General features: G+C 59.7%; 13 protein-coding genes, 3 tRNA genes and 1 pseudogene. 5 read left to right on the forward strand and 12 right to left on the reverse strand.

All coding sequences use genetic code 11. The features are described 5' to 3' along the window. From RY831_RS29190 to RY831_RS29210, 5 genes and pseudogenes are all read right to left on the reverse strand, one after another. A pseudogene (locus RY831_RS29190) lies at positions 1–75 on the reverse strand (GTP-binding protein); the annotation flags it as partial. A 75-nt stretch (positions 76–150) separates the two neighbouring features. Next, positions 151–225 (reverse strand) — tRNA-Thr (locus tag RY831_RS29195). An 83-nt stretch (positions 226–308) separates the two neighbouring features. Next, a tRNA-Gly gene (locus RY831_RS29200) sits at positions 309–382 on the reverse strand. A gap of 49 nt (positions 383–431) precedes the next feature. Then, a tRNA-Tyr gene (locus RY831_RS29205) sits at positions 432–517 on the reverse strand. Positions 518–667: 150 nt separating this feature from the next. Continuing rightward, positions 668–1,639 (reverse strand): gamma-glutamyl-gamma-aminobutyrate hydrolase family protein, encoded by a 972-nt coding sequence (locus RY831_RS29210; protein WP_326509854.1) that lies wholly within the window; start codon positions 1,637–1,639, stop codon positions 668–670. Positions 1,640–1,803: 164 nt separating this feature from the next. On the opposite strand from RY831_RS29210, the gene arsC reads away from it, so the two are divergent. Further along, positions 1,804–2,157 (forward strand): arsenate reductase (glutaredoxin), encoded by a 354-nt coding sequence (gene arsC, locus RY831_RS29215; protein WP_326509855.1) that lies wholly within the window; start codon positions 1,804–1,806, stop codon positions 2,155–2,157. 25 nt (positions 2,158–2,182) lie between these two features. On the opposite strand, the gene RY831_RS29220 is transcribed toward arsC, so the two are convergent. From RY831_RS29220 to RY831_RS29240, 5 genes are all read right to left on the reverse strand, one after another. After that, complete coding sequence (locus RY831_RS29220) at positions 2,183–3,811, reverse strand: response regulator (protein ID WP_326509856.1); 1,629 nt, start codon at positions 3,809–3,811, stop codon at positions 2,183–2,185. Positions 3,812–3,974: 163 nt separating this feature from the next. Next, positions 3,975–5,405 carry a DHA2 family efflux MFS transporter permease subunit gene (locus RY831_RS29225; RefSeq protein ID WP_326509857.1) on the reverse strand — a complete coding sequence of 477 codons (1,431 nt, stop codon included), beginning with the start codon at positions 5,403–5,405 and terminating at the stop codon, positions 3,975–3,977. 167 nt (positions 5,406–5,572) lie between these two features. Continuing rightward, complete coding sequence (locus RY831_RS29230) at positions 5,573–5,788, reverse strand: DUF2905 domain-containing protein (protein ID WP_326509858.1); 216 nt, start codon at positions 5,786–5,788, stop codon at positions 5,573–5,575. Between the two features lie 13 nt (positions 5,789–5,801). Beyond that, complete coding sequence (locus tag RY831_RS29235) at positions 5,802–5,996, reverse strand: DUF2905 domain-containing protein (RefSeq protein ID WP_326509859.1); 195 nt, start codon at positions 5,994–5,996, stop codon at positions 5,802–5,804. Between the two features lie 60 nt (positions 5,997–6,056). Beyond that, positions 6,057–7,211 carry a class I SAM-dependent methyltransferase gene (locus tag RY831_RS29240; RefSeq protein WP_326509860.1) on the reverse strand — a complete coding sequence of 385 codons (1,155 nt, stop codon included), beginning with the start codon at positions 7,209–7,211 and terminating at the stop codon, positions 6,057–6,059. 130 nt (positions 7,212–7,341) lie between these two features. On the opposite strand from RY831_RS29240, the gene RY831_RS29245 reads away from it, so the two are divergent. The 3 genes from RY831_RS29245 to ttcA are packed head-to-tail and all read left to right on the forward strand — an operon-like array spanning position 7,342 to position 9,458. Then, positions 7,342–8,118 carry an SDR family oxidoreductase gene (locus tag RY831_RS29245; protein ID WP_326509861.1) on the forward strand — a complete coding sequence of 259 codons (777 nt, stop codon included), beginning with the start codon at positions 7,342–7,344 and terminating at the stop codon, positions 8,116–8,118. Positions 8,119–8,130: 12 nt separating this feature from the next. Further along, a complete protein-coding gene (locus RY831_RS29250) occupies positions 8,131–8,523 on the forward strand; it encodes a dihydroneopterin aldolase (RefSeq protein WP_326509862.1) in 393 nt (130 codons plus the stop codon). Between the two features lie 14 nt (positions 8,524–8,537). Beyond that, positions 8,538–9,458 carry a tRNA 2-thiocytidine(32) synthetase TtcA gene (ttcA, locus tag RY831_RS29255; RefSeq protein WP_326509863.1) on the forward strand — a complete coding sequence of 307 codons (921 nt, stop codon included), beginning with the start codon at positions 8,538–8,540 and terminating at the stop codon, positions 9,456–9,458. Between the two features lie 75 nt (positions 9,459–9,533). Here ttcA and RY831_RS29260 read toward each other — a convergent pair whose 3' ends face one another. Beyond that, on the reverse strand, positions 9,534–10,421 hold the full coding sequence (locus RY831_RS29260) for a DUF6279 family lipoprotein (RefSeq protein WP_326509864.1): 888 nt from the start codon (positions 10,419–10,421) through the stop codon (positions 9,534–9,536). 18 nt (positions 10,422–10,439) lie between these two features. Between RY831_RS29260 and glmU the strand changes: the two genes are divergently transcribed. Beyond that, complete coding sequence (gene glmU / locus RY831_RS29265) at positions 10,440–11,798, forward strand: bifunctional UDP-N-acetylglucosamine diphosphorylase/glucosamine-1-phosphate N-acetyltransferase GlmU (RefSeq protein ID WP_326509865.1); 1,359 nt, start codon at positions 10,440–10,442, stop codon at positions 11,796–11,798. Positions 11,799–11,883: 85 nt separating this feature from the next. Here glmU and RY831_RS29270 read toward each other — a convergent pair whose 3' ends face one another. After that, positions 11,884–12,348, reverse strand: a complete 465-nt coding sequence (locus tag RY831_RS29270) for an Lrp/AsnC family transcriptional regulator (RefSeq protein WP_326509866.1) — start codon at positions 12,346–12,348, stop codon at positions 11,884–11,886. Positions 12,349–12,373: the final 25 nt, after the last annotated feature.

Here is a 12,373-nt window from a genome sequence, read left to right on the forward strand (position 1 = left end):
CTTGCCATGGTCAACGTGACCAATCGTGCCCACATTCACGTGCGGTTTGGTCCGCTCAAACTTGCCTTTTGCCATTTTAGACTCCTAACGATTTGATGAGAATGTCTAGGCACGTGCCTGACTGTCTTGCATTGGATAAAACCAGAAAACTGGTGCCCTTGACGTGGATTGAACACGTGGCCTCTCCCTTACCAAGGGAGTGCTCTACCACTGAGCTACAAGGGCTTTCAGGATCGTTCGAGAATTCGCAAAGCGCTGTTTCCCAAAGATCTTTATTGTCCGTATTGGCATACGTCCAACTTAAAAACTGGAGCGGGTGAAGGGAATCGAACCCTCGTCATAAGCTTGGAAGGCTTCAGCTCTACCATTGAGCTACACCCGCAAGGACCGTCAACTTCAGCCGCATTTCTACTACGTTCCCGCGGAACCACTGGTGGAGGGGGCTGGATTCGAACCAGCGTACTCGTAAGAGGGCAGATTTACAGTCTGCTGCCATTAACCACTCGGCCACCCCTCCATCGGGGAACCCCAAACTATAGGCTAATAGCTTTCCTCCGTCAACTCCAAAATCTGTTTTGTGAGTAAGTTTTTGGCTTTTCCGGGGAATCTGTGGCGTGCCTGGTCTGTCGGCTCAAGTGGCCGGCAAGGGTTCGTCCCGTTTTCGGTCCTAGAATCCGGTCTCGCGCGCCGCATTTAGAAAGTCGTCGAGAATCGGTGTGCAATCCAGAAGTTCTGAACTCCCGCCGCGATGGAATTCCGGGTGCCATTGCAAGCCCATGACAAAGCGTGCCCGCCGATACCGGATCGCTTCGACGATATTGTCCTTGCCGGATACAGCCTCGACCACGAGGTCCCTCCCGAGGTCTTTCACCGCCTGATGATGAATCGAGTTCACCAGAGCTTCCGGCCGCGATGAGTACAGCTTGCCTAGTGCCGAACCCTCGGGGAAATGGATCATATGGTAGTGACTGTCGTAAAGATCATTTACATGCTCGATGGCAGCCGGAACGTCGGAGGCGATGTCCTGGTACAGTGTGCCGCCGAACGCAACGTTGATCAATTGACATCCGCGGCAGATTCCGAGCACCGGCTTTCCTGCTTCGACGAATTCATGAAGGAGTTCGAGTTCATACATGTCCCGCGCGCGGTCTCCGCTCCATTCCGGCCGGGTTGCGACTTCGGCATAGGTCTGGGGCGAGACATCCGCACCGCCTTGCAGCACTAGTCCATCGAGATGCTTGGCATAGTCCCGCAACCGGATATTGCTGGGGTGAAGGATTCCTGCGGCATTCACTGTCGGGATCATGAAAACGAGGACATCGCGCGACATGACCCAATGCGCGATCGATTCTTCCAGGTATTGCAAGTTCTTGCTTTTCAAGCCCTTGGCACCGGCTTCGGGATGAAAGATGCGAGCGGATATGCCGATCTTTAAAGTGCGGTGAGTGATTCGGCGGAAAAAGCGGTCCGAAATCGAGCGAAAGCGAGCACCGATCAGGCGCTGGGCTTGTGTCCATGGCGGTTCGGTTCGCTGGGTTTCGAAGGAGTGGGAATCGCTTCTGCCGGTCGCGGGGGATACCGCCGGTTCGGCTGTTCGGTTGCCGTTGACATCCAGTCCCTGCTTGATTTCTTCTGACATAGTTGAGTTTTGAACGAATAGCTTTGCTTTGCTACCGGATAAGCCAACCGGAAGCATTTTGCGGAAAAACGTTTCTGACATGAATCAGTTTATCCAGTTCAATTTCGTTGCCGAACGATTGGATAAAATGAAAACGCGCCCGAACCATGGACTTAAGTTGAAAAATGATCAAGATCTTTCATAATCCGCAGTGCTCGAAATCTCGCGAGGCGCTAACTCTCGTTGAGAACTTCTGCCGGCAGCATGATATGCCGCTGGAGATCGTCAAGTATCTGGAAGCTCCACTGACAAGAAGCCAGCTCGCCGCACTGCGCGAACAGCTCGGCATTCCAGCGGAAACGATGATGCGCCAGAACGAGGACGAGTACGCGTCCATGGAGTTGGCGCAGGCTGACGACGATGCACTGCTCCATGCGCTCGCAGGCTGTCCCAAGCTGTTGCAGCGTCCCATCGTGGCTTACCGCGACAAGGCCATCATTGCCCGTCCTCCCCACCTGCTGAACGACTTCCTGCGATAGATATCAGATTCGCAGCGGCGCGCGTTCAGTCCATGCCGATCGGACGGATACCGTATTTCCTCATGATGGATTGATAGAGCTCCTTGAGCGGCACCAACCGGGGGTTGCTCGGATCGAGGCGGCGGGCCGATTCGATATACCCGCGCGCCTGGTCGCCCAGCCTGTTGTCCCAGCCCAGGTTTTCCAGGTACTTGAGAACGGCGACCGCGGCGTTGAAGACGACCTGAGGATTTTCGGGCAGTTTGCGTACGGCCGCAGTCATCAATTCCACCGCGCCCTCGAAATCACCCTGCTTCGCTTTTTCCGCCCCCGAAGACACCAGCTCCACCACTTGGCGCCGGCTTTCCTTGGCCACGGTCTCGGCCAGCTGCATCTTGCCGGCCTGCTCGAATACTTTCATGGCCTTGGCAAAGGCCGTTTCATCTGCCGCATTGCTCATGACATCGCGCATGACTTCCGAGGCGCCGCTGTCCATGTTGCGTTCCAGGCAATTTCTCGCCAGTTCCATTTTCAGGTCGTTGGAAATGCCATGGGTATCGCGGCATGCGGCCACTGCCGCAGTCAATGCCTCGGACGCCTGGTCGGCATTGCCGACCTCGATGTGAACCAGGGCTGCCGAAAACGCCTTGCAGGCGGGTGTCTTGTCGAGGTTGCTCAGGGACTTTTCCATGTCCCGGATCACAGAGGCCGCAGTCTGGGTATCGCCCTTCTTCACCAGCGTCCGGACCAGGCGGACATGGTCCTCCGGGTCGCGGAATTCCGAATACTTGGCCTTGGCGATGACTTTCTGGAATGATTTTTCTGCAGTATCGATATCGCCGGTCTCCAGCGCCACCTCTCCCAGCTTGCGCAGGCGACGGATCGCATGCGGGGAAACGGTGACCGCATCGGTCAGCACTTCCTTCGCCTCATCCAGCCGGTCGGAGGCTTCGTGCGTCTTGGCCAGCCAGTCGTAGGCGTCCATGTACTTGCTGTTTTCCTCCACCAGCGACTTCAGCAGCATTTCGGCCTCGCCAAACTTATCCTGCATGAACAAGGTCTTGGCAAGGCCGAGGCGGGCCCAGGCGACAGCCTTGGTCTGCAGCAGATTCTGGTAGATCTTTTCCGCCGCTTCGGCTTCGCCGAGGATGACATGCAGTTCGGCGCGCAGGCGCATGAAGTCGATCGAATAGCGGCGGTATTTCTCCTCCCCGATCAGGCAGATCTCGATGGCTTCATGCAGGTTGCCATGCTCCATCAGGTGATATGCGGGCAGGAATGCAGCGCGCTTTTCGATGGCGCGGGCAATCCGTTCAAGCAGGGTGTCCGCGGTGAAAGGCTTGAGAATGTAATCGGTAGGCGCCAGTTCTGCCGCGCTCACGACCTTTTCATAGGCGCGTTCGGCGGTCACGATGATGAACACGGTCCACAGCGGAATCAGCTTGTTGTGCCGCAGGTCTTCCAGCAGCTGCTGGCCGTCCTGGCCATCGCCGAGATCGTATTCGCAGAGGATGAGATCGTAGGAACGACTCTTGAGCGGCCGGATCGCCGTGCCCGAACTGACGGCATGGTCGATTTTCGTCACGCCGCACAAATTCAGCATGTTGTGCATGCTCGCGCGCATGCCGGACTGCGGCTCGATGATCAATGCGGTCAAACTTCGAAGCGAGGTCATTCTCTGGGACTTCCATGCATCGCAAGCTGTTCTGGGATGAAGGCCGGGCAAACGCATGCCGGCGGCGAAGCGCTTTTGCAGCGCCAGTTCGCCAAAATACCATTGTCGTCAGGAAAAGCAAGCCGAAAACAGGGAATGAACTGAGCACCAATTGCCTGAAAAATCAGCTTTCCGGCGCTGCGTTGGAATTCGCCGGGCGCATGCGCCATGCCGCAAGCACCGCTGCGGCGCAAAGGAACGCCACCAGCAGGAAGGTTTCATGGAATGCGGGGATTTGTGCGTTTTCCCGGCCTGGCGATGCGGTCTCGTGCACCAGGAGCCGCCATTGAAGCACGATACCCACCATGCTCACGCCGATCGCTCCCCCCAGCTGACGCAGGAAGTTGATGGTGCTGGCGCCCTGGGCAATCATGGCCGATTCGATTCCCCGCATGGCGCCCAGGCTCAGTGCGGGCAGAACGAAACCCAGTCCGATGCGGCCGACGATCGCCCACAGAATCAGAGCGAAATAGCCGGATGCCTTGGAACCGCTGCCCATCAGGACAAAGGAAAGCGCGAGCAGGAATAGACCGGCCGACACCAGTACGTGAGCGGGAAAACGATCGGCCAGCTTGCCGGCCAGGATGATGGTGACAGCCAGCACGAGGCCGGCCGGCAGCAGTACCAGTCCTGCCTGTGAAGGTGCATAGTGCAGGGCCATCTGCATGTAGACCGGCAGCAGATAAGTCGAGCCGAACAGGCCCGCGCCGTAAATGAAGGCCACCAGCGCACCCATGGCAAACTGGCGATGGCGGAACAGGCCCATGTTGATCAGGCCGTTCGAGGTGTGAACCTGGTAGTAGATGAACCCCGCCACGACGCCGATGCCGATTGACAGCATGACCGCAGCCTGGACCAGGCTGTCATGCAGGTGGACCAGTCCATTAAGCAGGCTCATGATGCCCACGCTCGCAAGCAGCAGGCCTTTCCAATCCAGAGGACGGCGTTCGCCCATCATCGGAGAATTCACCGCCAGCAGGCGCTGCACCAGGAACAGCACCAGCAGGCAGAACGGCACGACGACGAAAAAGATGGAGCGCCAGCCGAAATGCTCGACCAGGAAGCCGCCCACGCTCGGCCCGAGCGCCGGCGCCAGCACCACGCCGAAGCCGAAGACGCCCATGGCCTTGCCCTGTTCATGCGGTTCGAAGGCGCGCAGCACCACGATCGAGGGAATGGGCTGAAGCACGCCGGCGGCCAGTCCTTCCACCACCCGCATCGACAGCAGCATCGGATAATTGAGACTGAAGCCGCCGACAATGCCGCCGGCCAGCAGCAGCAGGATGGCGCCGCTGTAGGTGCGGCGCAGGCCGAAGCGCAGCAACAGCCAGGGCGTGGTCAGCATCGACAGCGTCATTGCCAGCATGAATCCCGCCGACACCCACTGCGCGCGCTCCTGCCCCAGCGTGAAATGCCGGCTCAGATCAGGCACGGCCACATTGACGATGGTCGACGACAGGATGGACGCCATGGTGCCGATCATCACGGTCATCAGGACCAGCCATTTGTAGCGCTGTCCATGGCGCTGGCGCAGTTGTTCCAGAGTGGGTTGCATTGAGGTGCAGGAAGGGAATGACAGCCGGACAGTATATGGGTTTGACAATCCGGCCGCTTACGTGCGGATAAGTGCGGATAAGTTCGGGTAAAGGCATGAAGCCGAGCATGGCTTTACCCGCACGGGGCCATGCGCGGCGGCTTGCGGCAGCGGGGATTACGCGGGCATCAGCAGAAAATGCAGGTGTAGCTGACGATCTCGGCGATGAGGAAAGCGATGAAGGACCAGACCACCGTCGAACCGAAAGGCAGGCACAGCACCACCCCGCGCAGGCGGAAGCGGATATCCGCCGGCAGCCGGCCAACCCACAGCCGGTCGAGGAAAGGCAGCAGGGGATAGAAGACAAGCAGGGCGATGAAAATCGCGGCGACCCAGCGAATCATGAGCGAGCCCTCGTCAAATCAGGTGCGCCACGGCCATGACGCAGAGCGACATCAGGATGGTCGACGCGAACGGCAGCAGGATCTTTCGTCCGAACAACGTGAACCGGATATCGCCGGGCAGGCGGCCGATGCCCAGCTTTTCGAGCCACGGCAGCGCTGCCGAAAAGACGATGAGGCCGATGAAGATCGTCAGGAGCCATCGAATCATCGGCTGCCTCGCGGGCGAATACAGTTGGCGACATTGTGCATTGCGTGCTTTGCCTTTCCTTTATAGCCGATGACTGCGGTCGTGGCGGGCGAACTTGTCGGGCAGGGCCGCTCCCTTGCCGACCACCATTACCTTGAACAGTTCACCCATTTCGGCGGGAGACACCAGCTTTTGCAGGGCATTGGCCTGCGGCAGGTAGCGTCGCGGGTCGTCGGGCGACGTACGCAGGAGCAGTTCGCCGATTCCGGCGTCGAGCAGGAAGGCGGCCTGGCCGGTATAGGACATCATTTCCAGACCGCTGTCGACGGCTGCCTGCGCCATCGCGGTGAAATCCACGTGCGCGGTGATGTCCTGCAGCCCGGGCAGGTAAAAGGGATCGGGATGCGCGTGATGCCGGTAATGGCACATCAGCGTGCCCTGGCTGCGCTGCGGATGGTAATACTCGTGCGCCGGGAAACCATAATCGATCAGGATCGCCGCGCCGCCCGCATTCCTGCCATTGGAGAGCATGGCGCCGAGGGAATGCATGAAACCGATGGCCTGCGGATGCACTTCGGTGACATACCCTTCCGGCAATGCCTCCGCATCCGGTATCTGGCGCGCCGGATCCGCGTCGCAGGGACGGTCCTGGAAGACGAAGCGCTTGCCTGCCTCGAGGGCGACGCCGCGCTCCAGCCAGCCGCCGGAGGTCTTGACCAGCAGGTTGACCGGCATTGCATCCAGCACCTCGTTGCCGAGAACGACGCCGGAAAAGCATTCGGGCAGCTGCTCCAGCCAGACCACCTGAGGGAAAGCGCGCAGTGTCTCCTGCTGCCTCGCTCGCAGCTCGCCGGACAATTCGACAATTGCATAGCGCTCGACGGCAACACCGGTTGCCTGCATTTCAGTCAACAGATCGAAGGCCAGCTTGCCGGTGCCGGCACCGAATTCGAGGATCCGGGGCTGCGTCTGCGCCATCAGGCCGGCGGCAACCTGCGCCAGCGCGGCGCCAAAAAGCGGCGTGATTTCGGGTGCGGTTGTAAAATCACCGTCTTTGCCCAGTTTTGCCGCGCCGCCGCTGTAATAGCCGAGTCCGGGCGCATACAGCGCCAGTTCCATGTAGCGGGCGAAGGAAATCCAGCCGGAATTGCGGTCGATGTCGTCGGCAATCAGCTGGTGCAGCGAGTGCGACGCGGCCAAGGCGTCCGGAGAAGGTTCAGGGAGTTGCAGTTGCATGCTCCGTATTGTATTGAAATCGGCAAGGCGCGCGGAAATTAATCCGCGCCTGCGCCTCCCGGCTGAACTTCTCGGCTAAGAACAAGGGCCGGGCCATGCCCAACTTGGATATTCGACAGCAGACATGACGATGACAACAGGAAACGACAAGGTCGCTTTGGTGACCGGCGCGGCCAGACGCATCGGCCGGGAAATCGCGCTGGAGATGGCCCGGCGCGGCTGGGATATCGCCGTGCATTACGGCAGTTCCGCACGGGACGCCGAAGCGACCGTGCGCGACATCGAGACGCTGGGCCGGCGTGCCGCCGCGCTGCAGTGCGACCTGTCCGACGAGCAGGCGGTGAGGAAACTGCTGCCGCAGGCGGCAGCGCGCCTGGGAACGGTGTCGTGCGTGGTGAATAATGCCTCGCTGTTCGCTTTCGACGATGCGGCGGCGTTTTCCCAGGCCATGCTGGACAGGCACATGCATGCCAATGTTGCCGCGCCCATCCTGCTGGCGCAGGCATTGCATGCGATGACCCCGGACGACGGAGACAGCGGTCAGGCGGTCGTCATCAATATCCTCGACCAGAAGCTGTTCAACCTGAATCCCGATTTCCTGTCCTACACGCTGTCAAAAGCCTCGCTGCAGACGGCTACCGTGATGCTGGCCCAGGCGCTGGCGCCGAAGCTGCGCGTGGTCGGCGTGGCGCCGGGCATTACCCTGGTCTCGGGCGAGCAGTCGGAAGACGGCTTCGCCAAGGCCCACAAAGTCACGCCGCTCGGCCGTTCCAGCACGCCGGAGGATATTGCCTCCACCGTTTGTTTTGTTGCCGAGTCGCCGGCGATCACCGGCACCACGCTGCTGGTCGACGGCGGCCAGCATTTGATTCCCCTACAGCGCGATGTGATGTTCATCGCCAAATAACCGTTCATACCTATGCTTTCCACTCTTTCGCATCCCAGCCTTGCCGACTGCCGCCGCCTGTTCCTTCGCAATTACGAAGTCATGATCAACATTGGCGTCCATGAATTTGAAAAGAAAGGCGAGCAGCGGGTGCTGGTCAATGTCGATCTGTTCATTCCGCTGGCCGAATCCACGCCCACCGGCGACCACCTGAACGAAGTGGTCGACTACGACTTCATGCGCGACACGATCGCCAAGCGCATGGCGCAAGGTCATATCCACCTGCAGGAAACCCTGTGCGACGATGTCGCCCGCGCCATGCTGGCCCATCCCAAGGTGCGCGCGGTACGGGTATCGACCGAAAAGCCGGATGTCTATCCGGACTGCGACAGCGTCGGCGTGGAAGTCATCCACATCAAGCCATAAGGATGGAGCGGAACATGAACGACGTCTTGCACGACGATGCCGTGATCGGCGCGAAGAAAGCGGAAAAGATCGCCTATGAAAACAACAAGCTGCACAAGCGATTGTGCAGGCAGGTAGGCCAGGCGATCGGCGACTTCAACATGATCGAGGAAGGCGACAAGGTAATGGTGTGCCTGTCGGGCGGGAAGGACAGCTATGGTCTGCTCGACATCCTTCTGACGCTGCGCGAGCGGGCGCCCATCCATTTCGATATCGTCGCCGTCAACCTAGACCAGAAGCAGCCGAACTTCCCGGCGCATGTGCTGCCGGAATACCTGACGAAGCTGGGCGTGCCCTTCCATATCGAGAACCAGGATACCTACAGCATCGTCAAGCGTATCATCCCGGAAGGGAAGACCACCTGCTCGCTCTGCTCCCGCCTGCGGCGCGGCATCCTGTACCGGGTTGCCGATGAACTGGGCGCCACCAAGATTGCGCTTGGCCACCATCGCGACGACATCCTGGAAACCTTTTTCCTCAACATGTTCTTCGGCGCGAAGATCAAGGGCATGCCGCCCAAGCTGCAGTCGGACGACGGCAAGCACATCGTGATCCGGCCGCTGGCGTATGTGAAGGAGGCCGACATGGAGCGTTATGCCGAGGTCAAGCAGTTCCCGATCATTCCCTGCGACCTGTGCGGCAGCCAGGAAAACCTGCAGCGCAAGCAGATCAAGGCGATGCTTCGCGAATGGGAGAAGAAGCACCCGGGACGCGTGGAAAATATCTTTTCCGCCTTGTCGACGGTGGTGCCGTCGCATCTGATGGATCGCGGCCTGTTCGGTTTCGCCGAGCTGCAGGCCACCGGAGAGTCGGTGCCGAACGGCGATATCGCTTTTGACGAGGAGCCCTGCTCCACCGGCGTCAACGTGGTGAAGTTTTCCGGACTGGACGACTGATCAGCATCTCCGCCGCTGCCCGGGCAGCGGCGGCCGCGGTCCAGCCACTATCCGCTCTTACTTCACTACCCGCTCTTATTTCGCCGCCAGCGAGCGGCAATCGTCTATCCATTTCTGCAGCCGCTCGCGCGCATGCTCGCGCTGCTCCTGGGTAGCCACATTGGCAATCACCGCCACCATGTCCGCCGAACCGGCGCGCGTGTCATCGAAAAAGTTCTTGTGCTCGGCATAGGTGAAGTTTTCGAAACTCCGCTCGATATACTGTCGCAGCATCGCCGATACCGCTTCCCGGGCCGGCTTCTCGGACTGGATCTTGCGCAGGATGACCAGCAGTTCCTGCTGGCGCCGGCGCCGCTCCTCCGCCCATATCTCATTGTCCAGCGGGCGCGCATCGGACGCCTTGCGGATCTGCGCTTCCTGCTCGCTGCTGAAATTCCCGAACCAGTACTCGGCCTGCTTCAGCACTTTCTTGAAACGGAAAAGTTGACGGTCCTCAAGATTACCCCGCAAGTACTCTTTACGATAGGCCTCGTTGTTGGAGGCGAACTTCTTTTCCAGGTGCGCGATCTGTTCCGGTTGCAGATCCATCGCCAGGCGGGTCAACTCCGGCAAGGCCTTGTCGATGACGACCATGGAGCGTTTCCTGATACCCGCATATTCCTGCGTTACATCCTCCGGCTTGACCGGATGCTGCAGCCGCTGCTGAATCTGTCCCAAGGTTTGCGCATAATCGTTGAGCTGCGTCTTGCGGTGCCATGCGAACAGGCGCTCGATATCCTGCCTGACCCAGGGTTTCTGCTCCTCATTGATGTCGATGTATGAATTGAGCCACCAGTAGACGACGGTGTCGCCGTTGGCATAGCCCAGCCGCAGCGCGCTGCACCCCGCCAGCAGGCAGGCACACAGGAAAATGCCGTAGCGGAGCAGGAAGGCACGATAAGGCCGCATGATAAACTTTTGCATTCTTTTCATTGGTGTTCTATGAACGTTGTCATTCTCGCTGCCGGCATGGGAAAGCGCATGCAATCCGCGTTGCCGAAGGTGTTGCATCCGCTCGCGGGCAAGCCTCTCCTCTCGCATGTCATCGATACCGCGCGCACACTGTCGCCGGGCACGATCTGCGTCATCTATGGCCACGGCGGCGACGTCGTGCCGCAAACGGTGCAGGCGGCGGACCTCAGTTTCGCCAAGCAGGAACCGCAGCTGGGAACAGGCCATGCGGTGATGCAGGCCGTACCGCACCTGCGCGACGATGCGCCCACGCTGGTGCTCTACGGCGACGTTCCGCTGACGACCAGGGAATCGCTGCAGCAACTGTTGGACAATGCCGGCGGCAATAAGTTGGCGATACTCACTGTCGAACTGCAGGACCCGACCGGCTATGGCCGTATCGTGCGCAAAGACGGCAAGATCGTCGGCATCGTGGAACAGAAGGATGCAACCGAAGAGCAGAGGGCAATTACGGAAGTCAACACCGGCATCATGGTGGTGCCGACCGCCAAGCTGAAATCCTGGCTCGGCACCCTGTCGAACAACAATGCGCAAAAAGAATACTACCTGACCGACATCGTCGCCCGCGCGGTGGCCGATGATGTGGAAGTCGTCGCGGCGCAGCCCTCGGCGGTATGGGAAACCCTGGGCGTCAACAGCAAGGTCCAGCTTGCCGAACTGGAGCGCATCCATCAGCGCAATATCGCCAACGCATTGCTTGAGCAGGGTGTGACGCTGGCGGACCCGGCGCGCATCGACGTACGCGGAGAATTGCGCTGCGGCCGCGACGTCAGTATCGACGTCAACTGCGTATTCGAAGGCAAGGTGGAGATAGGGGAAGGCGCGGTCATCGGAGCGCACAGCGTGATCCGCAATGCCCGCATCGGCAAGGGTGCGCAGATCAAGCCCTTCTGCCACATCGAAGATGCGATGGTGGGGGCCGAATCGCAGATCGGCCCGTATGCGCGACTGCGTCCCGGCACCGAACTGGCCGAAGATGTTCATATCGGCAACTTCGTCGAAGTCAAGAACAGCCAGATCGCGGCGCACAGCAAGGCCAATCACCTGGCCTATGTGGGCGACGCCACGGTGGGTTCGCGCGTCAATATCGGCGCCGGCACCATCACCTGCAACTATGACGGCGCCAACAAGTTCCGCACCATCATCGAGGATGACGCCTTCATCGGCAGCGATACCCAGCTTGTCGCTCCCGTACGCGTGGGCAAGGGCGCCACGCTGGGTGCCGGCACCACGCTGACCAAGGATGCGCCGGAAGGCAAGCTGACCGTGTCGCGGCCGAAGCAACTGACGATCGAGGGCTGGCAGCGCCCGGTCAAGGTAAAGAAATAGGCGACGCGCCCCTTCCTTGCGACCTTACCAGGGGCCGCCATCCGTCCGGGTGGCGGCCCTTTCTTCATCCTGCATGGAAGGTGGCTTATACCGCAATGCGCGTTTCAAACTTGCTTCTGTAGACTGAAAAGAAGCTGCGCACATTCCTCACATTCGCATGGCCGGCAAAGATCCGATGGGCCAGCGCATGATAGGCCGGCATGTCGGCCACCTGCACGATCAGCACGAAATCCGGGCCCTGCGATACCCGGTAGCACTGAAGGATCTCGGCTTCCTCCGCCACCAGGGCCTCGAACTCTTCAAGATGTTCCGCCCCCTGCTTGTCGAGCGTGATTTCGACGATGGCCGTCAGGGTTTTGCCCACGCTTTCCGGCGACAGGATGGCGACCTGCCTTTCGATCACGCCTGCCTCAATCAAACGCTTGACTCGCCGCAAACATGTCGGCGGGGAAGCATGCACACTTGCTGCTAGTTCATTGTTTGTCTGTGCGGCATCCATTTGCAGCGCGTTCAGGATGCGCCTGTCCAGATCATCTAGCTGGAATGACATATATAAATATTAAATTAAGCAGAAA

This window comes from Noviherbaspirillum album (assembly GCF_035916955.1).
Lineage (GTDB): Bacteria > Pseudomonadota > Gammaproteobacteria > Burkholderiales > Burkholderiaceae_D > Noviherbaspirillum > Noviherbaspirillum album.

Excerpts from the sequence above, each read along its gene's own strand:
- RY831_RS29210 (WP_326509854.1), bottom strand. The coding sequence starts at position 1,639 with ATGTCAGAAGAAATCAAGCAGGGACTGGATGTCAACGGCAACCGAACA.
- arsC (WP_326509855.1), top strand. The coding sequence starts at position 1,804 with ATGATCAAGATCTTTCATAATCCGCAGTGCTCGAAATCTCGCGAGGCG.
- RY831_RS29220 (WP_326509856.1), bottom strand. The coding sequence starts at position 3,811 with ATGACCTCGCTTCGAAGTTTGACCGCATTGATCATCGAGCCGCAGTCC.
- RY831_RS29225 (WP_326509857.1), bottom strand. The coding sequence starts at position 5,405 with ATGCAACCCACTCTGGAACAACTGCGCCAGCGCCATGGACAGCGCTAC.
- RY831_RS29230 (WP_326509858.1), bottom strand. The coding sequence starts at position 5,788 with ATGATTCGCTGGGTCGCCGCGATTTTCATCGCCCTGCTTGTCTTCTAT.
- RY831_RS29235 (WP_326509859.1), bottom strand. The coding sequence starts at position 5,996 with ATGATTCGATGGCTCCTGACGATCTTCATCGGCCTCATCGTCTTTTCG.
- RY831_RS29240 (WP_326509860.1), bottom strand. The coding sequence starts at position 7,211 with ATGCAACTGCAACTCCCTGAACCTTCTCCGGACGCCTTGGCCGCGTCG.
- RY831_RS29245 (WP_326509861.1), top strand. The coding sequence starts at position 7,342 with ATGACAACAGGAAACGACAAGGTCGCTTTGGTGACCGGCGCGGCCAGA.
- RY831_RS29250 (WP_326509862.1), top strand. The coding sequence starts at position 8,131 with ATGCTTTCCACTCTTTCGCATCCCAGCCTTGCCGACTGCCGCCGCCTG.
- ttcA (WP_326509863.1), top strand. The coding sequence starts at position 8,538 with ATGAACGACGTCTTGCACGACGATGCCGTGATCGGCGCGAAGAAAGCG.
- RY831_RS29260 (WP_326509864.1), bottom strand. The coding sequence starts at position 10,421 with ATGCAAAAGTTTATCATGCGGCCTTATCGTGCCTTCCTGCTCCGCTAC.
- glmU (WP_326509865.1), top strand. The coding sequence starts at position 10,440 with ATGAACGTTGTCATTCTCGCTGCCGGCATGGGAAAGCGCATGCAATCC.
- RY831_RS29270 (WP_326509866.1), bottom strand. The coding sequence starts at position 12,348 with ATGTCATTCCAGCTAGATGATCTGGACAGGCGCATCCTGAACGCGCTG.